This is a genomic window from Pseudomonas sp. GW821-FHT07E12, from assembly GCF_058986605.1.
Map to the genome: position 1 here is coordinate 172624 of NZ_JBYSVX010000002.1, position 21233 is coordinate 193856.

Genomic DNA, 21233 nt, shown 5'->3' on the forward strand with positions numbered 1-21233 from the left:
GCGCTCGTTCTGCGCGCCTTTGCCACTGCGGGCTCAACTCGCCGTCGGATCCTCACTCGGGAAGATTTCCAGCTCCTGATGCCCGGCCAGTTTCCCATTCAAAGTGACTTCGATCAGGTAACGCCCGGTCCCCCATGCCGGTGCTGGCTGAAAGCGCACGCTGTGGGAGGATGTCGTGGAAGCATCCAAGCGGACGTCCTGGGTACCCACCACGCTGCCATTGGTCAGCGCGATCAGCTTGACTGACAGGTTCGCGCCATCCGCCTTGCCGGCGGTGTGGATCGTCACTTCGATGCCGTCCTTCGGATACGCCGGCCGCATCGTCGCGTCCTTCGCCGCATCGGCAACACCGGCTTGGATTTCAGTGATTTCCAGCGCTTTGACCTGCGTTGCCGGCACGGCTTCCGCTGTGCCGGCCTTCGATGCATCGGGCTTGCAGCCCACTAGCGCTGCCATCCCGAGACATAGCGCCATTGCCACCGTTGGTGTCCGAACCGATCCCATGCTGCGTTCCTTTCGCTGAAGTGGCCATGCCACGGGAGGCCACATCCTATCGCAGCGGGAACGAGCTGTAGCCGGCCATCTGATGCAAGGTCTCAGTTGTGGTTGATGATGAACTTCCCCGTCTCGCGAAACTATCAACGAACGTGACGCGGAGGCTGCTATCGCCTCCGCTTGAGAACACAGTTGCTACGAGAATCCAGACCCGGGCCGAACACGCGCTGCGTTACTTGCCCTCGCCGATCTCCGGGAACAACACGTCGGTGAAGCCGAAGGTGGAGAAGTCGCGGATCCGCGATGGATACAGGATGCCGTCGAGGTGGTCGAGCTCGTGCTGCACCACGCGCGCATGGAAACCTTCGGCGACCCGCTCCAGGCGGCGCCCTTCCACGTCCCAGCCGCTGTAGCGGATGCGGCGGAAGCGTGGGATCACCGCACGCAGGCCGGGAATCGACAGGCAGCCTTCCCAGCCGTCTTCCAGTTCGTCCGACAAAGGTTCGATGCTCGGGTTGAACAGCGCCGTGCGCGGCACCGGCGGCGCGTCCGGATAGCGTTCGCTGGCTTCGAAGCCGAACACGATCACGCGTCGGGAAAGTGCGATCTGCGGGGCGGCCAGGCCGACACCGCCGGCAAGATCCATGGTCTCGAACATGTCTGCCGCGAGGTCGCGCAGTTCGCCGCTGCCGAAGCCTTCGACCGGATCGGCTACGCGCAGCAGCACGGGTTCGCCCATCCTCACGATGTCACGGATCATGCTCGACCTCCGGGCAGTACGGGTTTGCCCAAGCTTGCTCGGCGGGACTGCAGCAGGCAAGTCCGATTGGCTCCTATGGCCTTTGTAGAGCCGAGCTTGTTCGGCTCTATGTCATTCAATATCCGTTCGCGTACGGCGAAGCCAGCACCTTGGGCTCGCGGCCCAGCGCTGCGCCCAGCCGGTCGAGCACGAAGCGCAGGTAGATGTTGGCGTTGAACTGCTGGTAGTCACGCGCGTTGTTGAGCGTCATCCGGCCACCCAGGAACAGCTGTGGCGCCACCTGCCATTCGGCCGCACCGGCGAGGTTGTAGGACACGCCGGTCTTGCTCGCGCCGGCGTAGACGGGGTCGGTGTAGACCGAGGACAAGCCCAGCAGCGCAGCGATCGAGGCCGCGTCGTAGGCGGCCTGCTGCATCGTCGCACTGGTCGGGAAGTACAGGCTGTCGTCGGTGCGGAAATGCTGCACGCCGACACTGGCGTCGACCTCCCAGTTGACCTTCTGGCTTGCCGAGCGACCGCTCCAATGCACCGGGAAGCCGACGTCGAAATACTGCTGCGGGCTGAAATACCCGCCCTGCCCGTAGGTGAACCCGGCCAGGTTCCTGGCGTAGCGCAGGGTGGTCAGGTTGAGGCCGGCGGTGAGCGACTGGTTGCCGGTTTCCAGGGCGTGCACGTACACGCCGAGATCGGCCTGTGCATAGTTGTTGTCCTGCACGTTGTGGCCGACCAGGCGCGCCGCGGCGAGGTTGACGTAACCGCCGAGCAGGCCGTTGTCCAACGTCGTCGAGATGCGTGCGCCGTTGCTGGTGACGCCACCCCAGGTCAATCCGTTGCGGCTGTCCTCGGCACCGGCGAAGGAAAGCACGCTGTCGGTCACCGCGCGCCGGTACAGCTGCGCGTCGTAGCTCAGGTGATCGCCCAGCTCGCCCTTGTAGCCCACTCCGCCGACCACGCGCTGCTCGGGGAAACCCAGCGGCGTGCTGCCGATATCCGCGCGCAGGCCGCCGTTGCGATAGCTGACCGACAGGCCGAGGCCGCTGGCATCCTGGCCGAGCCGGCGCGACGCCGAGCCGGCGGCCGCCATCGAATACAGCGTGCTGGACAACTCGGTGGCGGTCAGCTTGGCCGCCGCGGTGCTGGCAGCCAATGACTTCAACGAGGCCAGGTCGGCCGCGCTCAGGTCCTCGAGCATCGCGCTGTTGCCGAGGATCGCCGTGGCGATCTCCGAGATCGTCGTGGTCGAGGCGTTGATGCTCAGCAGGTAGGCGAACAGCGGTTGCTCGTAGATCGCCGTGCGGGTGTCGGCATCGTTGCCGTAGGTGGTGTACAGCTCGCTGTACAGGCCGGTACTGACCGCGTACTTGTAGAACAGCGTCTCCGCGGCGGTGGTATCGCCCTGGGTGAGCAGCAACTGGTACAGGCTGCTGGTCACGTAGTCGTCGACGGTGCTCTTGTCGGCAGCGAGTGCATCGTTCAACGCGGCCGACGGGCCGGCGCCGAAGCGGCTGGCGGTGGCGTAGTCGGTGCTGACGTTGCCGGCATCGACCAGGGTCGGGGTGACGTCCACACCGAACTTGCCCTCGCCGACCGTGAACTCGCCGTGCAGCGGGGTCTGGATCTCGTCGAGCTTGCCCAGGCCGGATTCGCCATCGCGGCTGCGGAAGTTGGCGGCCGCAGACAGCTCATTGCTGTTGTCGGCCTGCACTTCGCGCAGTTCGTCCAGCACCGTGTTGCCCGAGGCGCGTGTCGGCAGCGGTTGTGCTGCGGCCGCACGCATCGGCAGCGATGTCGTTCCGGCAGCATAGGCTGGCGCCGCGACGATGGCACTGCGTTGGCCGGGAACCGGCAACGCGGCCAACGGTGACGCCACCGATGAAGCACTGACCGGCGGCGGCAGGCCGTCATCGCCGGCTGCATACACCGGTGCCTGTGGTGCGACGGCAACGCCGGCGCCTGGCAGCGGATAAGCCGCGGCCGATTGCGTATCGGACAGCACTGCGCGGGTGTTGCGCATCGGCCCGGTCATGCCGGCGAACGGGTTGAATGGCCGGCTGGCGGATGCGTAGGCGGCACTGCCGCGCGCACCCGGGAAACCGTTGTCGAGCTGCCCTGCCTGACGCTGCTGCGCCGCCAGCGCGGCCTTGAAGTACTGTTCGGCCTTGCGCTTCTTGCCGGCGCTTCGATAGACGCGGCCTGCGGCGGCGAGCACGTCGGGCGAATCCGGTGCCTGCGCCAGCGCACGCTGCAGGTAGACCTCGGCGCTGTCCAGGTCGGACTGCGCGGCGGCGCTGTTGGCCGCGGCAACCAGCGTGTCCAGATCATTGGGATGCGATTGCAGGATCTGCTGGTAGATCACCAACGCCTGGCGCTGGTCGCCCGCCGAGGTGTACAGCCGCGCGAGCGCGGCCAGTGCCTCGCGATCCTGCGGCTGCTCGGCCAGGATCGGCGCAAGCGCATCGTAGGCGGCTTCCAGATTGCCGAGTTCGCGCAGGGCATCGACCTGGCGCAACGCGTAGCCGGTGCGCAGTGCTCGATAACGACGCAGCTGTTCCGGGGTCATGGTCAGGCCCTGCAGCTGACGCAATACCGCCGACAGCTCGGCGTCCTGATGCGCGCGCAGCAGCACGCCGGCGTATTGCAGGCGCTCCTCGGTGCCGACGTTGGGGCCGGCGACCAGGCGCTGCGCCAGCACCAGCGCACGCTGCGGGTTGCCGGCGTCGGCCCAGGCGCCGGCCAGCGAGGCCAGCAGCTGCGGCTGGTTGGCCTGGTCACCGAGCGCGGTCTCGGTGCGCGCCAGCAGCGCCTGTGCCTCCGCGGACTGTCCCTGCGATTGCAGCACCTTGGCCTGGCGTGCCTGCAGTTCGAGCCAGGCGATGTTGCGCAGTTGGTTGATCTCCGGCGTGCGCTGGGCCTGCGGGATGCGCTCGAGACTGGCATAGGCGGTGGCCCAGTCGCCGCTCTCCTGCGCCAGCAGCGCATTGGCGTATTGCGCCTCGGGCATGTCGCCATGCACGGCGATCAAGCCATCCATCACGCTGCGTGCCTGATCGGGACGGCCGAGTTGCTGGTACAGCCGGGCCAGGTCCAGACGCACCCACGGATCGCCCGGGCGCTCGACCATGGCGTTTTCCAGCTCGGTCTGCGCGGTCACGGCATCGCCGGCCTCCATGGCCTGGCGCGCGCGGGCACGCTGGACGTTCGAACGCAGCATCGCCTCGCCACCGGATTTCTCGCGCTGCGCGGCGGGCAGGCGGTTGAATAGCTCGGTCGCCTCCTGCACGCGGCCCTGCCGGCTGTACAGACCGACCAGCCCCTGCAATGCGCCGACGTTGTTGGCATCCAGCGCCAGTGCCTTGCGATAACTTTGCTCGGCGGCACCGGCATCGCTCTGCAGGTCGCCGAGTGCGGCGTATGCGGCCGGCTGTTTGGGATCGATCTGCTGGGCCTGCTGCGCCAGCGTGGCGGCCTCACTGGTCGCGCCGCGCTTGCTGGCCGTCGCCGACTGCTGCAGCAATTGCCAGTAGCGCGCCGAGTCGTAGGCGGACTTCCACTTTCCATTTGCGGCCGCCGCCGGACGCAGCAGCTCCTGCGCCTCGGAGAAGCGCTGCTGGCGCAGGCGCACCGAGCCGAGTCCGCCCAGCGCCTCCGGATCACGCGGACGGGCACGCAGCACCTGCATGAAACGCTGTTCGGCGGCGGCCAGGTTGCCGGCGTTGAGTGTGTTGAACGCTTCGCCCAGCAGCACGCCATTCGGGTCGGTGCCGGGCGCGTTGCGCTGCTCGCGCAGCTTGGCGAGCTTGGCGGCCACTTCGGCGTCGTTCGGCATCTCGGCGAGGAAGGCCTGGTACAGCGGCGCATCGGCGCTGCCGGCGCCAAGCCAAAGCAATGCCTGGCGCCAGGCGTTGCGCGCCGGCCCACCGACATCCGCGCGCTGAGCCAGTTCGCGCAGCTGCGCGATGCCTTCGCGGCGGCTCGGTTCGCGGTAGGTCTGCACCTGCGCCAGGGCGAGCGACACCGAGGCGTTGTTCGGATCGGCATCGCGCAGGCGGCGCATGCCGTCGCGCGCCTTTTCCCAACCCTGCGGGGTGCCGGCCAGCGACTGGTAATACTCCAGCGCGAGATTCGGCGGCGGCGTCTTGCCTTCGAAACTCGCCTCGTAGGCGCGCACCGCCTCGACGTAACGACCGGCCGCGGCGGCGCGGCGTGCCGCCGCCAGGTTCACGTTGCCGCTGCTCTGGCCGCCGCCGACCGCGATGCGCAGGCGCTGGGCCTGGGGCGAATTGGGATGGCGCGCTTCGAGCTGCTGCAGGTGCTTGCGCGCGTCGGCCGGGCGGTCCTGCGCGAGATCGATCTGGCCCAGGCCGAGCAGCGCGTCGGGCTGGTTGGGGTCGATGCTCAGCAGCTTCTTCCAGGTATCGGCGGCGAGATCGTCGCGGCCCTGGTCATGCCAGTAGTTGCCCTGGCTCACCAGCCGCTGGGTGGTGTCCTGTGCGTGCGCCGGCGTGGCCAGCAGGCACAGGTCGATCATGCCAGCGAGGTAAAGCAGCTTCAGGTTCTTGCGGAGCATGAGGTCGACCTCCAGGCAGGCAGCAGGCGCCCGTCTGCGGAAAAGCGGAAACGGTTCTCGAGCCAGCCCTGGCCGAACAGGACCAGCACGCGCTCGTAGTAGGGAAGCGCGGCGGCCGCCGGTTGTGCTGCCGCGGGGATTCGGGCGGCTTGCGTCTTCAGCAGTGCGGGCTCGCGCAACGCGCTCAGATAGGGCAGCAGCGCGGCGGAAAATCCGATCGGCGCGGTGCCGATACCGACGCCGCGCGTGGTGTCGATCTTCTCGGCAAAGTTGCCCTGCGCCTTGAGCATCTGCACCGGCCCAGACAGATCCTCCAGCAGCGGCTGACGGCGTGATTCGCCCGGATCCAGCATGCCGGCCCACAGGTAGACGCGGATCGCGTCGTAGCTGCCGAGGTTGCCCTTGGCCGGATCGATGCCAAATGCACGCCCATCCCAACCGGTCCAATCCGGCGCGAAACCCACCGGCGAGGCGTCGCGGATCAGGCGCGCACTGCGCTGGGCGATGCCTGCCCACGGCCCCTTCGGTTCGATCGAGGCGAAATAGCGCAGCAACTGGATCGGCATGTAGCTCGGGTTGAACGTCCAGCGCTTGCCGTCGCCGAAACCTTCCCGGCCCGGCAGCAGCATCGGCCCGAGACCGGGTATGTCGCCAACTTCCTGCGCCTGCACCAGACGCAGCATCTGCCGTCCGGCGCTGACGTAGCCAGGACGATTCCAGAGCCGTCCGGCCTCCAGCAGCGCATAGGCGATCCACAGATCGGAATCGGAAGCGCTGTTGCCATCGAGCACGCGCCAACTGCCGTCACCGGCCCGGCCCCACAGCCACGCCGGCAGGTTCCGGTCCGGCCGGTCGCCGCAGAGGTTGTGGCGGATCCAGCCGAGCACGCGCTCGAACAGCGCCTGGTCGTTGTTGACCAGGGCGAAGAACAGCGCATACGACTGGCCCTCGGAGGTGGAGCGCTGGTCGGGCGTGGCGAAGTCGACCACGCGTCCATCCTGCTGGACATGCCGTCCGACGAACGAGGTCCACGCCGGCCACGGCGCACAGGATGCCACCGGTGCCGAGCGTAGCGGCAAGCCGGCGCCGGCCAGGCCCATCAGCGCCAGCATCCGCAGCGTGTGCCTGCGCGCGCCGTCGCGCGGGACGTCCGCCGCACTCACGAATGACGTCCCTCGCGCAGGCGATAGGTCGAGTGCAGGCGCAGCAGCACGCGCGCGGCCAGCGCCAGCAGCAGGCACAGCACGATCACCGTCACCGCCAGCCACACCGGGTGGTTGGAGAAGTACCAACGCAGCCAGGTCGACAACGGCAGGTGCCCCACGTAGTAGGCCTGGTTGCCGGCGAGGCTGGTGACCTTGTTCTGGTGCAGCAGCACCACGCTGCCCTGAACATCCTTGAGCAGATCGGGACTGGACCAGACCTCGAACAGCCGGCTCATGTCGGCCGGATCGTCGGCCTGCAGCGCCACCACGCTGCGCCCGCTCTTGAGTGGTGATTCAAATCCCATCATCAGCACATCGCCGGGCTGCGGCTGCAATGCGACTTCGGCAACGGTCGGCAGATCGGTGCGACGCGCATCGAAGGACAGGAAGCCGGGCATCCGGTCCAGCAGCCAGTCGGTCAGCGCGAAACGGTTGCTGGCCTTGCTCTGCTCCACTGGCAGACGCTCGCGCCACTTCTCGAACAACGGCTGGCTGGCCGGCGAACCCAGGATCACCAGATCGCGATCCGGCTGCTTTTCCGCCTGGTTCGGCGGCAGCAGTTGCACCCGCAGCGTCGGGTAGCCGGTCGAAGCGCCAAAGCGCCCCAGCAAGGTCAGCACGTTGCCGAAATCCTGGTCGCCCGGATTGTTGGGCAGCACGATCGTGGATTCGGACAGGTCGGCGAGCCGGGTGAACGGATAGCCGGCATTGCCGAACGCGGCCAGGTTCGGCATCGCCATGTAGTGCGGGAAGCCGCTCACGTCGATGGTGGAATCGGCATCGATCGCGCCGGACACGTCCGGGAACGTGTTCTTGCACGCCTCCGCCTGCGGGCGGTCGAAGAAGAAGTGGAAGCGCAGCTGGCTGTTGGCCGAGAACGGGCCGGTCGGCAGCCTGATCTGCTGCTCCACCGGCAGCTTGCCGCGCGTGCTGACGACCTGGTTCCACCAGCGCCTCGGCAGCGATTGCTCGTACGGGCGGCCATTGAGCGGCAGCGTGACCACGAAGGTGTCGTTGATGCTCACGTTGAGCGCGGACTTGTTGTCCAGTTCCGGCACGGTGTAGCGATATTTCAGGTTCACCGGGATGCCGTTGCTCTTCCAGACGAACAGGTCCGGCGGCAACTGCAGGCCGACCCGGACCACGTCGGGGTGATAACCGGTGACATCGAGCTGTTCGTGGCGGTTCACCAGATCGCCCAAGCGCACCGGATGCTCGCTCGATATCCATTTCGGCGCGTCGTAGGGCCGACGCGGCTCCGGCTGCTGCAGATCGTCGACGACCGCGACCGCGCCCGACAGCGGCGCGCGCAATGCGATCGCCGTGGCGGCCTGGCGCAACTCGGCAGCGTTGCGTCCGAGCACCAGCAGCAGCTTGCCGTTTGGATCGCTCGGGTTCGTCACCATCGCCAGCGTCGGACCGCGCAGGTTCGCCAGCCCATTCTGCGACGTGACCAGCTCCGCCGGCAGCGTCGACGGCGTGGCCATCACCACCGCGTTGCCGCTCGCCGGCAGCCCGGAGGTGGAGACCGGGAACGTGGCGCCGCGATAACCGGCAAGCGTGCCGAACCACGAAGACACGATACCCGCCGCCTGCAACGTCTCCAGGTCGGGACGATGCGGGAAGTAGAACGGCAGCTCCAGCTTGCGGGTGTCGCGCACATCGAAGAACGGTACCGGCAGCAACGCCAGGTCATTGGCCAGCGCCACCGGCACGGTGACCAGCGAAAGCGCGCTGGCCGCATCGATGTTGGCCCACAGGCTGGTATGGTCCGGATCCTCGCAGTCGCGCGTGTAGTGGCCGATCAGCTGCAGGTTGAGCTGGTTGTAATCGGTCACCAGGCGCGGGTCGATCTGCACATCGCTCTCGAGCGGCCGCCCTGCGTGGGCCTGATCGACCGGCAGCGTCGCCACGGTGACGCCGTTGACGGTCACCTTGAGATGCGACAAGTCCGGCAGCAGCGCCGGCGAATAGCTGTATTTCAGATGCAGGGTGGCGGCGTTGACGATCTCATCGGTGCGCACGCTGAACGGCACGCCTGCGCTGCCCTCGATGCCACGCAGGGTGATCTCGTAGTCGATACCGAGCTGGCGCAACGTCGCCGAACGCTCCTGCGCGGTGGCGGCGGGCAGCGGCGCAGCGACGGCGTTCTCCGCCGGCGCGGCCGTAGCCGGCGATGCGGGCGTCGGCGTCGGCGCGGGTGCCTGGGTCTGGGCCTGCGCAAGACTGATCGTCAGGATCAGGGTTCCGGCGAAAAGGACGGGACGGATACGCATCGGCGAATTCTTGGCAAAGAAGGAAAGAAAAAAACCGGATCGCATGCTCAGGCGTCCTTTCCGGCTGCGCGTGCCGGGCGGAAGCCCTGCCGGACGCTGTCCACGACGTGCTGGCCCAGGCGCTGGAATCCGCGCATGCTGGCTCCCAGCACCTGCAGCATCGACCTGCGGAACGAATCGCGCTCATACCGTCCCCACTGCGACAGCCAGATGTCGGCGCGCGCAAAGGTGGCCGCCACCAGCCAGCGCTCCTGCTCCACCGTCATTTCGGAGAACTGGATGCTGATCTGGCTGTCGCGATCCTGCCGCACCACCGCCGGCAGCGGACGTTCGACACCCCGATAACTGAGCCCGACGAACACGGAAGCCCCCGGCTCCACCGGCTGCGGCTCGTTCAACCGCAACGCCATGCCACCCGTGGAGAAATTTTCCGTAGTGCACGGCAGCACCCGCCCATCCGGCAGATGCAGCGTGGCCGGCACCCGCAGCGGCACGCGATGCGCGCGCCGCACCTGGCGCGACTCGCTGGCAGTGGCAATCGTCGCCCCGAGCAGCAGCATGTTGTAGAGCGTCCAGCCCAGGTTGAACCAGATCGTGTGCATCTCGCCCACATCGCCCACGTAGAACAGGCGCATGGCGCCGGCGATGATGCCAGCCGTGTTCAACAACAACAGGAACAGGTAGGGCTTGGCGATCTGCCGGTCGAAATAGCTGTGTTCGACCAGACCGCCCTTGGGCGTGACGTTGAACTTGCCCAGTTTCGGATTGATCACCGCCACCAGCGTCGGCCGGAAGATGTACCAGGCCAGCGCGGTCTCGTAGACCTCGTTCCAGAGCAGGTGGCGGAACTTGCCCTGGGTGCGCAGGTTGGTGATGTTCGCCTGCAGGATGTGCGGGAAGGCATACGCTAGGATCATCAGCGCCGAGGCGTGGATCACGTGCGCGCCAAAGAACAGGTAGGCCAGCGGCGCGGTCAGATAGATGATGCGCGGCAGTCCGTAGAAGAAATGCAGCATCGCGTTGAGGTAGCACAGCCGCTGCGACAGCTTGAGCCCCTTGCCCAGCAGCGGGTTGTCGATACGCGCGATCTGCGCCATGCCGCGCGCCCAACGGATGCGCTGGGCGACGTGGCCGGACAGGCTTTCCGTGGCTAGCCCGGCCGCCTGCGGGATCGCCACATAGGCACTGCGGTAGCCGCGGCGGTGCAGCTTGAGCGCGGTATGCGCATCCTCGGTGACGGTCTCCACCGCCACACCGCCGACTTCCTCCAGCGGCTCGCGCTTGATCACCGTGCAGGAGCCACAGAAGAAGGTCGCGTTCCACTGGTCGTTGCCATCCTGCAGCAGCCCGTAGAACAGCTCGCCTTCGTTGGGCACCTTGCCGTGGGTGCCGAGGTTGCGCTCGAACGGGTCGGCCGAGAAGAAGTAGTGCGGCATCTGCACCACGGCCAGCTTGTCGTCGCGCAGGAACCAGCCCATCGACACCTGCAGGAACGAGCGGGTCGGGATGTGGTCGCAGTCGAAGATCGCCACGTAGTCGCCGCTGGACTTCTTCAGCGCGGCGTTGATGTTGCCGGCCTTGGCGTGGTTGTTGTTGGTGCGGGTCAGGTAGTTCACGCCCAGCTCTTCGCAGAACGCGCGGAACTCCTCGCGGCGCCCGTCGTCGAGCAGGTAGATCTTGATCTTGTCGGCGGGCCAGTCGATCACGCTCGCGGCCAGCAGCGTGGTGCGCACCACCGACAGCGGCTCGTTGTAGGTGGGGATGAAGATGTCCACGCTCGGCCATTGCGCCTGGTCGGCCGGCAGCGGCACCGGCTTGCGGTTCAACGGCCACAGCACCTGGAAATAGCCGAGCGCGAGGATCACGAACGCGTACAGCTCGGCCATCAGCAGGCCCATGCCGAGCAGGAAATCGATCACCCCGCCAAAGCCCAGCGTCTGCGTCATGCGCCACCAGATGTAGCGCGAAGACACCGCCATCGACATGCCCATCATCACCAGCACCGCGACGCGGCCGCCACGCCGGCGCAGCAGCAACGCCACGACGAACAGAATGGCCGAGAACACCAGTTGCTGGGCCACCTCCATCGGCACCGCCACGACGAACACCAGCAACAGGATCCCCAGCAGCCACAGCGACCAGGTCGCCAGCTTGGGCAGCACCGACCGGCGGCGGGATACGGTCATCGATTATTCCTTTTCGAGTCTGGAGGCGGCGCACCTCACCCGGGCGCCGTGGCGTGCCGATCGACGCCGGTCAGCGCGGGAACAGTCGCCGCAGCGGCCCGACATCACGAACTTCCGCGGTGTCCTGCAGCAGGCGCTGGAACAGCTTCGCCAATGGCGTGTCCGCAACCGCAGCCGCCACCGGCTCGGCATGGGCGATCTCGGCCGGACGCAGCATGTGCAGGGGCGCGGGCGGCGGCACCTCGGACGCGGCGGGCTCTGCCGGCCGGGCGCGCTGCGGCAGATCCGGATGGTCGAACGGCTGATAGCTCTTCGCATCGGCGCTTGCGCCAAAACGTTCGAACAGCACCGAAATGTCGTCGGACCCCGACGCCCCCGGTGGCTTGATGTGCTTCGACATTGCTGCTGGCCCCCAAAGCCGAGTAATGCAGGTAAAGAATCTGTCTCAGATCGCCCGCGCGAGGCGGAAACGCCGCAGGTCCGCCGACTCCGGCGGCGCAGCGCGTACTGCAAGGCCCGCCAGCATCCCCAACTGCCGGAACCATCCTTCATAGACCCCTTCCAGGAATCCATCGCTCCAATCCACATCCAGCACCGCGTTGATGGGCGCGCAGGCGTGGACGATCTCCACGTACTCGATGCGCTCAAGCAGGCGGCACACGCCCCAGTCCTGTCCGGACCAGATGCGATTGGCTGCCGCTTCCACCTCGGCGAGCGAACCGCTCTCCTGCAACGGATGCATCCGCGCGAAGCGCAACCCGATCCTGGCCATCAGCGTCGGCAACTCGTGCGCGGGCAGTTCCGCGGCAAATTCATTGGCCATCGCTTGGACGAAACCGCGCCACTGCATCGAACAGCCGCGGTCGCGGTAGAGCACAAGGGGATCGGGCGAACTCACGAAGCAAAAACCTTCTGCAGAGCCGGGGGGAGGTCCTTCAGAACATCATGCACAGGTACACGCAGCGACGATGCAAGTTCAGTACCAGAACTCTCAATTCACGATACAGATAATTGCCAACCACGTCTCATTTTTATGTAGTCCTTCTCCTCAGTCAACCGCGCCGCTGTGCGTCAGACCGAGGTCACAAAGCAACCATTTGTGTCACTTCCCGCTACACCGCCTTGTCGGCGACCTCGAACACCTGCCTCAGATAGGCCAGGTAGCCCGGATCCTCGCACATGCTCTTGCCCGGCGAATCGCTGAGCTTGGCGACCGGCTGGCCGTTGCAGCGGGTCATCTTGAGCACGATGTTGAGCGGGGTCGGCCCCAGGTCGTTGGTCAGGTGCGTGCCGACCCCGAACGACAGCCGGCAGCGGCCCTTGAAGTGGTCGTACAGCTGCTTGACCTTGACGATGTCCAGGCCATCGCTGAACACCAGCACCTTGCTGCGCGGATCGACGCGATGCTGCTGCAGGTGCGCGATGATCCGCTCGCCCCACTCGAACGGGTCGCCCGAGTCATGGCGCATGCCGTCGAACAGCTTGCAGAAATACATGTCGAAATCGCGCAGGAACGCATCCAGGCCGACCACGTCCGACAGCGCGATGCCGAGGTCGCCGCGGTACTCGCGTGCCCACGATTCCAGCGCCGCCACCTGCGAATCGCGCAGCCGCGGCCCCAGTGCCTGGAATGCCTGCAGGTACTCGTGCGCCATCGTGCCCAGCGGGGTGTAGCCGTGCAGCTTGGCGAAGTAGACGTTGCTGGTGCCGACGAAATGCTTGCCCAGCCCTTCTGCCAGCAGCGGCAGCATCTGACCGTGCCACTCGCGCGAGTAGCGCCGGCGGGTGCCGTAATCGGCGATCGTGCAGCCTTCGTAGCCGTCCACATCGCGCAGCAACTCGACCTTGGCCTGCAAGCGGCGTCGGCCCTCGACGAAATCCGCCTGGGAGGTACTGCGGAACCACACCTCGTTGATGATCGCCAGCAGCGGCACCTCGAACAGGATCGTGTGCAGCCACGGCCCGCGGATCACCAGCTCGATCTCGCCCGCCACCTGGTCGGATACGCGCAGCTGCACGTGCTTGCGATCCAGGTGGAACAGCCCGAGGAAATCGACGAAATCCGGTTTGACGAAGCGCAGCCGGCCCAGGTAATCCAGCTCGTCGGTGCGGAAGTGCAGCGTGCACAGCGCATCGATCTGCTGCGAGATCTCCTCGATGTAGCGCGCCAGGTCGATGCCCGGTGTCCGGCACTTGAAGCGGTACTCCACCTGCGCGGCGGGATGCTGATGCAGCACCGCCTGCATCATCGTGAACTTGTACAGATCGGTGTCGAGCAGCGAGGCGATGATCATGCCGGCATTATGCCGCGCTGCGGACGTCTCAACGCCCACGCAGCAATCGGGGCACCTGCGCCAGCGCGTGCGCCCAGATCGCCGCCCAGACCCCGAGCCGGACCAGCAGGCCACGCGAGGAGGCTTCGAACTTGCGGAAGTAACGCCACAGGCCGCGGTGCTTGTGCCATTCCACGAAGAACGGGCGTGCCCGGCTGGATACGCCACGCAGATGCAACACGGTCAGGTCATTGGCGACCGCCACCGTCGCGCCGGCCTGGCGCGCGCGCCGGCACAGGTCCAGGTCCTCGGCGTGCAGCCGATAGCCGGCGTCCCAACCGCCGATCCGCTGGAACAGCGCGCGCGGAACCATCATCAGCGCGCCGGAGATCGCGTCCACCGGCTGCAACGTCTGTGTAGGATCGACCGGCACCGCCAACTGCGCGCCACGTCGCGGCGAACGCAGCATCGCGGCGAAATCCGGATCGCGGCGGCGCACCGCACCGTCCGGCCGCCCGTGCTCATCGACCTGTTCCACGCCCAGCAGCGCCTCGCCGATAGCCTCGGCACGCTCGCGCAGCCGCACCAGCGTGTCCGGCTCCACCATCAGATCCGGATTGATGAACACCAGCCACGGCGCCCGCGAATCGGCCGCGCCCTGGTTGCAGGCGGTGGCAAACCCGGGATTGTCGGGATTGGCGATGAAGTGCAGGCGCGCGTCCTGCAGCGCATGCCGCTGCACGATTTCGAGGGTGCCATCGCGGGAGCGGTTGTCCACCACGCGGATCTCGGCAATGCCGTCGGCCGCGCGCAGGCGGCGCAGGCATTCGTCGATGGTGCTGCCGCTCTCGTAGGTGACCACTACGGCGGCGATCTGTTGCTGGGTCATGGCGGGATTATCGGGGAACTGCGCACGGGCGTGGCGGTTGTTGGGGATTGGGGATTGGGGATTCGATCAGTTCCCGCGTTGGTCACGCTGCTCTTGCACGTATGTGGCGTCGGCACCGGTGATCGGTTGCAGGGGGGCCTCCCAGATCGTCGTCCCCGCGCAGGCGGGGACGACGATCTGATGGATCGCGGAGAACTGCCGCCATGCCTCAAGCATCTGCAAACCGGTGGCGCACTCGTCGGCAGCCGAAACCATGGCGCCACAGTGGCCACACGCCCATAATGCCGGCCCCGCAGCGGCCGATCTTCCGCCGCTGCGGCTCCTGACTTCCCGACATCCGAGATGACGGCCAGCGCCTGCGATCGCACGCTGCCGCCCCAATCCAGACGCCGCGGCCGCTTTTCTGGCTGCCGCGCGTATCGACGGCCCGGCGGCGCCGTCATCCATTCAGCCGATATATCGATCGGACGTATCGATAGGACCTCCGGTCATTGGTCTAGACCAGATTGCAGGGAGAGGATGCCCATCCCTTCCCCACCCGCCGTGCCTGCCATGCGCCGATTGCGCGTCATGCTCGAATACTTCCACCCTTGGCCGAACTCGGCCGGCTTCTATCTGGCCCGCGAACGCGGCTGGTATGCCGAGCTGGGCCTGGAGTTGGCGCTGCAATTGCCCGATCCGTGGCACGGCGACGGCCTGGCGCACCTGCTGCGCGGCGACTGTGACTTCGCGGTATTCCCGAGCAACCGGCTGCTGGTGCGCCGTGCCGCCGGCGAGCCGCTGCAGGCGATCGCCGCGATCAACCAATGTGGGCTGGAGGCGATCCAGACCCTGACCGACACCGGCATCGCCCGTCCGCGCGATCTGGCCGGGCGGCGACTGGCGATGAATCCCACCCCGCGTGGGCTGGCCATGGTGCGCCACCTGATCGCCCATGACGGCGGCGATCCCGAGGCCGTGGTCATCGTCGACGCCGGCACCCGCGAGTTGCGCCCGGAGGATCTGGCTGGCGGCCTCGCCGATGCCAGCTTCGGCGGTTATTGGGCCTGGGAGGCGTTGATGGACAGCCCGATCGCGCCTGCACGGCGAGTGACATGGCCGGTCGATACGCTCGGCGCGCCGGCGTATCACAGCTACCTGCTCGGCGCGCATGAGCGCACGCTGGAGACACGTCCCGCGTGGGTGCGTGACTTCCTCGGCGCCACCGCGCGCGGCTTCCTGGCCGCTGCCGCCGAACCGCTGGCGGCGCTGGAAGCTTACGAACGCGCTACCCCTTACTTCCCACGCGAACTGCTGGCCGCCTCGCTGCGCGCGATCGCGCCAACCTGGCTGCACGACGCACGCTGGGGACAGATCCGCCAACCGTTGCTGCAGGGCTACGCGCAATGGCTGGCGCAGTACGGCGTGCTCGCCGATGCCGACGCCTGGCGCGGTGCCGCCGACGCGCATTTTCTCGAGGACATCGCCGCATGACCCACCAGATGCATGGCGTGGGCACGCAGACGGTTGCCGCCGATTGGCCCGCACTGCGCGATGAAGAAGTGGAAGCGCTGTTGCAGCGCTTCGATCTGCCCGGCGGCGTACGTGCGCTGCGCTGGCACAGCCCGCGCCCGTTCTCCGCCGCAGCCGAAGTCGATACCGACAGCGGCAGACTGTTCGTCAAACGCCACCACCGCACGGTGCGCGACGCCCACACGCTGGGCGAGGAGCATCGTTTCATCGAGCACCTGCGCGCGCACGGCGCCCCCGTGCCGCAGCTGTTGCGCGCGCGCGACGGCGCCACCGCGCTGGAAATCGGCGACTGGACCTACGAGGTACAGCGCGCGGCCGAGGGCGAGGACCTCTACCGCGAGGCGACCTCATGGACGCCGTTCGCCAGCATCGCGCATGCGTATGCGGCCGGACGTGCGCTGGCCGAGCTGCATCGCGCCGCCGCCGGCTACGCTGCCGCACCACGCAGCACCACCTTGCTGGTCTCCAACTTCCGTCTGTTCGGGCAGCCCGATCCGGTGCAGGCACTGACACAGGACCTGCTACGACGGCCGGCACTGGCCGCGTGGCTGCAACAACGCGACTGGCGCGGCGATCTACAAACGCATCTGCTGCCGTGGCATGCGCAGGGCTGGCCATTGCTGCAGACGGCGCCGGCGTTGTGGACGCATGGCGACTGGCATGCCTCCAATCTGCTGTGGCGCACGCACGATACGACCGCTGAAGTCAGCGCGGTGTTCGACTTCGGCCTGGCCGATCGCAGCTTCGCGCTGTTCGATATCGCCACCGCGATCGAGCGCAACCTGATCCCATGGCTGGATCTGGACGATGGCGGCCGCGCCGTCGCCGAGATCGACCAGCTCGATGCGCTGCTGGATGGCTACGCCAGCGTGCTGCCGCTGGATGCAGCGCGACTGCGTGCGCTGGCGGCGCTGTTGCCGTTGGTGCATGCCGACTTCGCGCTCAGCGAGGTCGAGTATTTCGCCGGCATCACCGGCTCGGACGAGCACGCCAACGTTGCCTACCAGCGCTATCTGCTCGGCCATGCCGACTGGTTCGGCAGCGAGGAAGGCCGGCGTCTGTTGCGCCACCTGCAACAACGCGCGGAAGCGGCACGATGAACGCTTCTGTGTCGCCACTGATCGATGTTCATGCGCTGGCCGCACGCCTGGGTGAGCCGCGGCTGCGTGTGTTCGATGCCAGCGTCGAGCTGCCTGCGCCGCGTTTCGATGGCGACTACCGCGTAGCCAGCGGCGCCGAAGCCTGGCATGCCGCTCATATTCCCGGTTCGCGACATGCCGATCTGCTGCATGCACTGGCCGATCCGCAAGCGGACTTCAGCTTCGCGCTGCCGGATTGGTCGGCGTTGGTCGAGGCGCTGCAGGCACTCGGCATCAGCGACGACAGCGAGGTGGTGGTCTACGACCGCAGCGATGGCTTCTGGGCCGCGCGGCTGTGGTGGGTGCTGCGCAGTGTCGGCGTGCATGCGCAGGTGCTGGACGGCGGCTGGCAGGCGTGGCGTGCGGCGGGACTGCCGGAGGCCAGCGGCGATGCCATCGCGACCGAAACCGGCACGATCACGCCCAAGCCACGCCCGGAACTATGGGCCGATCGTCGCCGCATCGAAGCGGTGGTCGCTGGCGATGCGCCGGGCACCTTGGTGTGCGCTCTGTCGGCCGCATTATTCGCCGGCCGCGTGCCGAGTCGCTATGCGCGGCGTGGGCATATCCCCGGCAGTCGCAATCTGCCGGCGCGCGAACTGTTCGATGCCGATGGCCGCTACCTGCCGCCATCACGATTGCTGGAAGTGCTCGCGCCGTTGCGCGAAACCTCCGCACGGCCGCTGTTGTTGTACTGCGGTGGCGGCATCAGTGCGTCGGCTGAAGCACTGGCGCTGACGCTGATCGGCGAGACCGAAATCGCGATCTACGACGGCTCGCTGCAGGAGTGGGCCGCCGATCCGGCGTTGCCGTTGGTGACGCTGCCGGCGGTAGCTCCCGTAGGAGCGGCTTCAGCCGCGATGGGGCTCTCCCGGGAAAGCCTCATCGCGGCTAAAGCCGCTCCTACGAAGAGCGATGAGCATCGATGAGCTGCCGCCACTACATCCAGCCCCCTTTCCGATGTCGCGCCTCGCGCCGCTGACATCCCTTTCCGTCTTCATCTACTTGAGGTCCACCATGTCGCACCCGATTCCTTCCCTCGCACCGCTGGCGCTGGCGCTCGCGCTGGCAATCGCCGCGCCGTTGCCGGCACTGGCTGCGGATGATTCCGCCGAAAGCGCCGCTGCCGATGTCACCCAGAAGACGCCCGTGCAACTGGACGCGGTCAACGTACAGGGCGAGCGCCCGCGCAATCGTTCCAACCTCGGTGGCTATGGCGACGCCACACTGCTGGATACGCCAGCCTCGATCGGCGTGATCGATCGCGAGCAGTTGGCCGACCGTCAGGTGCGCGTGCTCAGCGAGGTGCTGCGCGCCGATGCCTCGGTCGGCGACAGCTATGCGCCGATCGGTTACTACGAGAACTTCGTGGTGCGCGGCTATTCGCTCAATGCCGCCAGCAGCTATCGCATCAACGGCCTGACCGTGGTCGGCGAACAGAACGTGGCACTGGAGAACAAGGAGCAGGTGCAGGTGCTCAAGGGCCTGTCCGGCCTGCAATCGGGCATCAATGAGCCGGCCGGCCTGATCGACTACATCACCAAGCGTCCGCAATACGTGCGTTCGCTGGTGGTCGGCACCGACAACGAGGGGGGGCGTTACTACACCGCCGACGTGGGCGACTGGTTCGGTGCCGACAAGCAGTTCGGCGTGCGCGTCAACGCCGCGCACGAGGACATCCGCAGCTATGTGGATCACGCCGACGGCCACCGCAATTTCCTGTCGCTGGCAGCGGACTGGAAGATCAATCCGCAATCGCAGCTGCAGCTGGACGTGGAGTACCAGGACAAGGCGCAGCGCTCGGTGCCGGGCTATCAGTTGCTCGGCGGCACCACCGTGCCCAGCGACGTGTCGGTACATCGCCTGCTTGCGTATCAACCGTGGTCCAAGCAGGTCGGCATCGAGTCACTCAATGCGCAGGCACGCTACCAGTACCGTTTCAACGATGCCTGGAGCGCGCAGCTGTCGGCCGGGCACAGCCGCGTGGTGATCGACGACTACTCCAGCTTCCCGTGGGGTTGCTACGGCGTGGCCAGCTGCGCCGACGACGCCATCCCGAACTATTTCAGCAGCGAGGGCGAGTACGACATCTACGACTATCGCAGCCCGGGCGATACCCGTCGCACCGACGAGGTGCAGGCCACCGTGACCGGTGCATTCGCCACCGGTCCGTTGCAGCACCAGCTCAGCGTCGGCCTGGACTGGCTGCATCGCACTATCGACCGCACCGGCTCGATCAACGAGTGGATCGGCACCGGCAGCATCTACGCCGATCCGGAAGTGCTGGCGCAGGCCGATGCCGAACTCGATCCCAAGCGTCGTCGTTTCGACAGCACCCAGAAGGCGCTGGTGGCGAGCGACCGCATCAGCCTCAACGAGACCTGGCAGCTGCTGCTCGGCGCGCGTCAGGTGCGTTACGACGAGCGGGTGTGGGATCGCGATGGCGGGCTGACCCGTGAAACCCGCCGCTCCGAGCTGTTGCCGCAGGCGGCGCTGCTGTTCAAGCCGCAGGAGTCGGTATCGCTGTACGCCAGCTTCGCCAAGGGCCTGTCGCCGGGCGGCACCGCGTCGTGGTTCGCCAGCAATGCCGATGAAGTGCTCGCACCCACGCTTTCCTATCAGCGCGAAGTGGGCGCGAAGTACCAGCTCGGCGGTCTGACCCTGGGCACAGCGCTGTTCGACATTCGTCAGGCCTACCAGTACGCGCAGCCGCAGGCCGATGGTTCGTTCCTGTACGTGCAGCAGGGCCGCCTGCACAACCGCGGCATCGAGCTGTCGGCCGACGGCGCGGTGACCGAACGCCTGCACGTGCAGGCCAGCGTCGCCGGCATCCGCGCGCGCGCCGAGAACACCGGCACCCCGGCCTACGAGGGCCATCAGGCGCTCAACATTCCCAAGCTGCGCGCCAGCGTGCAGGCCAGCTGGGACGTGCCCGGCCTGGAAGGACTGGCACTGCTCGGCGGCGCGCAGTACAGCGGCAGCAAGTACGCCAACCGCATCGGCACCGTCAAAGTCGGCGGCTACACCGTCTACAACCTCGGCGCGCGCTACGCCACTCGCCTGGGCAACGTGCCGACTACGCTGCGGCTGAGCGTGGACAACCTGACCGACAAGCTGTACTGGCGCGATGTCGGCGAGTATTACGGCGACGACTATCTGTTCCTGGGTGCACCGCGGACCGCGCGGTTCACGGCGCAGTTTGATTTCTGAAGTGCCGGGATTGGGGATTCGGGATTGGGGATTAAAGGCGTCTTTAATCCCGATGCCCTGACTGGCTCTTGCGAATCCCAAATCCCCAATCCCCAATCCCGAGCCACCCATGTCCCCTCTAGAAATCCTCGCAGTCCTGATCAACGTGCTCGGCGTGTGGCTGACCGCGCGCCGGATACACTGGTGCTGGCCGGTCGGAATCGTGGCGGTGGTGCTGTATGCGTGGTTGTTCTACCAGTGGAAGCTGTACTCGGACATGCTGCTGCAGGGCGTCTACGTGGTCCTGCAGAGCTATGGCTGGTGGCGCTGGAGCCAAGGCCGGCTCGATCACGGCAAGGTCCACGTCGGCCCGTTGCCACGGCGCGAGGCCACGCTCTCGCTATTGGCGGGTGCCGCTGGCGCGGTGTCGCTCGGATGGCTGATGCATCGCTACACCGACGCGGCGCTGCCGTGGCTGGATGCGGCGCTGACCGCCTTCAGCCTGGTCGCCAGTTTCTGGGCCGCGCGCAAGCGCATCGCCAACTGGACGTTGTGGATCGTGCTCGACAGCATTTATGTCGGCGTATTCCTCTACAAGCAGCTGTATCCGACCGCGGCACTGTATGCCGGCTTCGTGGTGCTGGCGGTGTACGGGCTGCGGCTGTGGCAGGCCGACATGCGTCGCTCGGCCACGGCCCTGCCCGCTTCATGAGCAGGCGCGATTGCGCGAGCGATACCTTGC

Annotated in this window: 15 protein-coding genes; 5 read left to right on the forward strand and 10 right to left on the reverse strand. The window is 67.0% G+C overall.

The features are described from left to right. Nucleotides 1-33: 33 nt before the first annotated feature. The 10 genes from AC3WJE_RS02325 to AC3WJE_RS02370 form a co-directional block, all read right to left on the reverse strand. Nucleotides 34-504 (reverse strand): hypothetical protein, encoded by a 471-nt coding sequence (locus tag AC3WJE_RS02325; RefSeq protein WP_493729161.1) that lies wholly within the window; start codon nt 502-504, stop codon nt 34-36. 223 nt (nt 505-727) lie between these two features. Beyond that, nucleotides 728-1255, reverse strand: coding sequence for a peptide deformylase (def, locus tag AC3WJE_RS02330; protein WP_493729162.1), 528 nt, complete (start codon nt 1253-1255; stop codon nt 728-730). Nucleotides 1256-1370: 115 nt separating this feature from the next. Further along, on the reverse strand, nt 1371-5822 hold the full coding sequence (locus AC3WJE_RS02335) for a cellulose biosynthesis protein BcsC (protein WP_493729163.1): 4452 nt from the start codon (nt 5820-5822) through the stop codon (nt 1371-1373). Next, nucleotides 5804-6985 (reverse strand): cellulose synthase complex periplasmic endoglucanase BcsZ, encoded by a 1182-nt coding sequence (bcsZ, locus tag AC3WJE_RS02340; protein WP_493729164.1) that lies wholly within the window; start codon nt 6983-6985, stop codon nt 5804-5806. The genes AC3WJE_RS02335 and bcsZ overlap by 19 nt, the downstream gene beginning before the upstream one ends. Continuing rightward, nucleotides 6982-9303 (reverse strand): cellulose biosynthesis cyclic di-GMP-binding regulatory protein BcsB, encoded by a 2322-nt coding sequence (gene bcsB, locus AC3WJE_RS02345; protein WP_493729165.1) that lies wholly within the window; start codon nt 9301-9303, stop codon nt 6982-6984. Before bcsB ends, bcsZ begins: the two co-directional genes overlap by 4 nt. Nucleotides 9304-9350: 47 nt before the next feature. Further along, nucleotides 9351-11489, reverse strand: a complete 2139-nt coding sequence (gene bcsA, locus AC3WJE_RS02350) for a UDP-forming cellulose synthase catalytic subunit (protein ID WP_493729166.1) — start codon at nt 11487-11489, stop codon at nt 9351-9353. Nucleotides 11490-11559: 70 nt separating this feature from the next. After that, a complete protein-coding gene (locus AC3WJE_RS02355) occupies nt 11560-11889 on the reverse strand; it encodes a hypothetical protein (RefSeq protein ID WP_493729167.1) in 330 nt (109 codons plus the stop codon). Nucleotides 11890-11934: 45 nt separating this feature from the next. After that, nucleotides 11935-12387, reverse strand: a complete 453-nt coding sequence (gene bcsD, locus AC3WJE_RS02360) for a cellulose biosynthesis protein BcsD (protein WP_493729168.1) — start codon at nt 12385-12387, stop codon at nt 11935-11937. Nucleotides 12388-12601: 214 nt separating this feature from the next. Further along, the gene (pncB, locus tag AC3WJE_RS02365; protein WP_493729169.1) at nt 12602-13783 is read right to left on the reverse strand and encodes a nicotinate phosphoribosyltransferase; all 1182 of its coding nucleotides are present in this window, start codon (nt 13781-13783) and stop codon (nt 12602-12604) included. A gap of 28 nt (nt 13784-13811) precedes the next feature. Then, entirely contained in the window at nt 13812-14651 is an 840-nt protein-coding gene (locus tag AC3WJE_RS02370) for a glycosyltransferase family 2 protein (RefSeq protein ID WP_493729170.1), read from the reverse strand. Nucleotides 14652-15203: 552 nt separating this feature from the next. Here AC3WJE_RS02370 and AC3WJE_RS02375 point away from each other — a divergent pair. The 5 genes from AC3WJE_RS02375 to pnuC all read left to right on the forward strand — a co-directional run bounded on the left by AC3WJE_RS02375 (nt 15204) and on the right by pnuC (nt 21203). Continuing rightward, nucleotides 15204-16124, forward strand: coding sequence for an ABC transporter substrate-binding protein (locus AC3WJE_RS02375; RefSeq protein WP_493729171.1), 921 nt, complete (start codon nt 15204-15206; stop codon nt 16122-16124). Further along, nucleotides 16121-17263 carry a phosphotransferase enzyme family protein gene (locus AC3WJE_RS02380; RefSeq protein ID WP_493729172.1) on the forward strand — a complete coding sequence of 381 codons (1143 nt, stop codon included), beginning with the start codon at nt 16121-16123 and terminating at the stop codon, nt 17261-17263. The genes AC3WJE_RS02375 and AC3WJE_RS02380 overlap by 4 nt, the downstream gene beginning before the upstream one ends. Beyond that, nucleotides 17260-18231, forward strand: coding sequence for a sulfurtransferase (locus AC3WJE_RS02385; protein ID WP_493729173.1), 972 nt, complete (start codon nt 17260-17262; stop codon nt 18229-18231). Before AC3WJE_RS02380 ends, AC3WJE_RS02385 begins: the two co-directional genes overlap by 4 nt. Before the next feature lie 88 nt (nt 18232-18319). Further along, on the forward strand, nt 18320-20512 hold the full coding sequence (locus AC3WJE_RS02390) for a TonB-dependent siderophore receptor (RefSeq protein WP_493729174.1): 2193 nt from the start codon (nt 18320-18322) through the stop codon (nt 20510-20512). 109 nt (nt 20513-20621) lie between these two features. Continuing rightward, nucleotides 20622-21203, forward strand: a complete 582-nt coding sequence (gene pnuC, locus AC3WJE_RS02395; protein ID WP_493729175.1) for a nicotinamide riboside transporter PnuC — start codon at nt 20622-20624, stop codon at nt 21201-21203. The last annotated feature ends 30 nt before the right edge of the window (nt 21204-21233 follow it).

Bases quoted from the DNA above. Each gene is read 5' to 3' on its own strand.
- AC3WJE_RS02325 (WP_493729161.1), bottom strand. From the start codon at position 504: ATGGGATCGGTTCGGACACCAACGGTGGCAATGGCGCTATGTCTCGGG.
- def (WP_493729162.1), bottom strand. From the start codon at position 1,255: ATGATCCGTGACATCGTGAGGATGGGCGAACCCGTGCTGCTGCGCGTA.
- AC3WJE_RS02335 (WP_493729163.1), bottom strand. From the start codon at position 5,822: ATGCTCCGCAAGAACCTGAAGCTGCTTTACCTCGCTGGCATGATCGAC.
- bcsB (WP_493729165.1), bottom strand. From the start codon at position 9,303: ATGCGTATCCGTCCCGTCCTTTTCGCCGGAACCCTGATCCTGACGATC.
- bcsA (WP_493729166.1), bottom strand. From the start codon at position 11,489: ATGACCGTATCCCGCCGCCGGTCGGTGCTGCCCAAGCTGGCGACCTGG.
- AC3WJE_RS02355 (WP_493729167.1), bottom strand. From the start codon at position 11,889: ATGTCGAAGCACATCAAGCCACCGGGGGCGTCGGGGTCCGACGACATT.
- pncB (WP_493729169.1), bottom strand. From the start codon at position 13,783: ATGATCATCGCCTCGCTGCTCGACACCGATCTGTACAAGTTCACGATG.
- AC3WJE_RS02370 (WP_493729170.1), bottom strand. From the start codon at position 14,651: ATGACCCAGCAACAGATCGCCGCCGTAGTGGTCACCTACGAGAGCGGC.
- AC3WJE_RS02375 (WP_493729171.1), top strand. From the start codon at position 15,204: ATGCGCCGATTGCGCGTCATGCTCGAATACTTCCACCCTTGGCCGAAC.
- AC3WJE_RS02380 (WP_493729172.1), top strand. From the start codon at position 16,121: ATGACCCACCAGATGCATGGCGTGGGCACGCAGACGGTTGCCGCCGAT.
- AC3WJE_RS02385 (WP_493729173.1), top strand. From the start codon at position 17,260: ATGAACGCTTCTGTGTCGCCACTGATCGATGTTCATGCGCTGGCCGCA.
- AC3WJE_RS02390 (WP_493729174.1), top strand. From the start codon at position 18,320: ATGTCGCACCCGATTCCTTCCCTCGCACCGCTGGCGCTGGCGCTCGCG.
- pnuC (WP_493729175.1), top strand. From the start codon at position 20,622: ATGTCCCCTCTAGAAATCCTCGCAGTCCTGATCAACGTGCTCGGCGTG.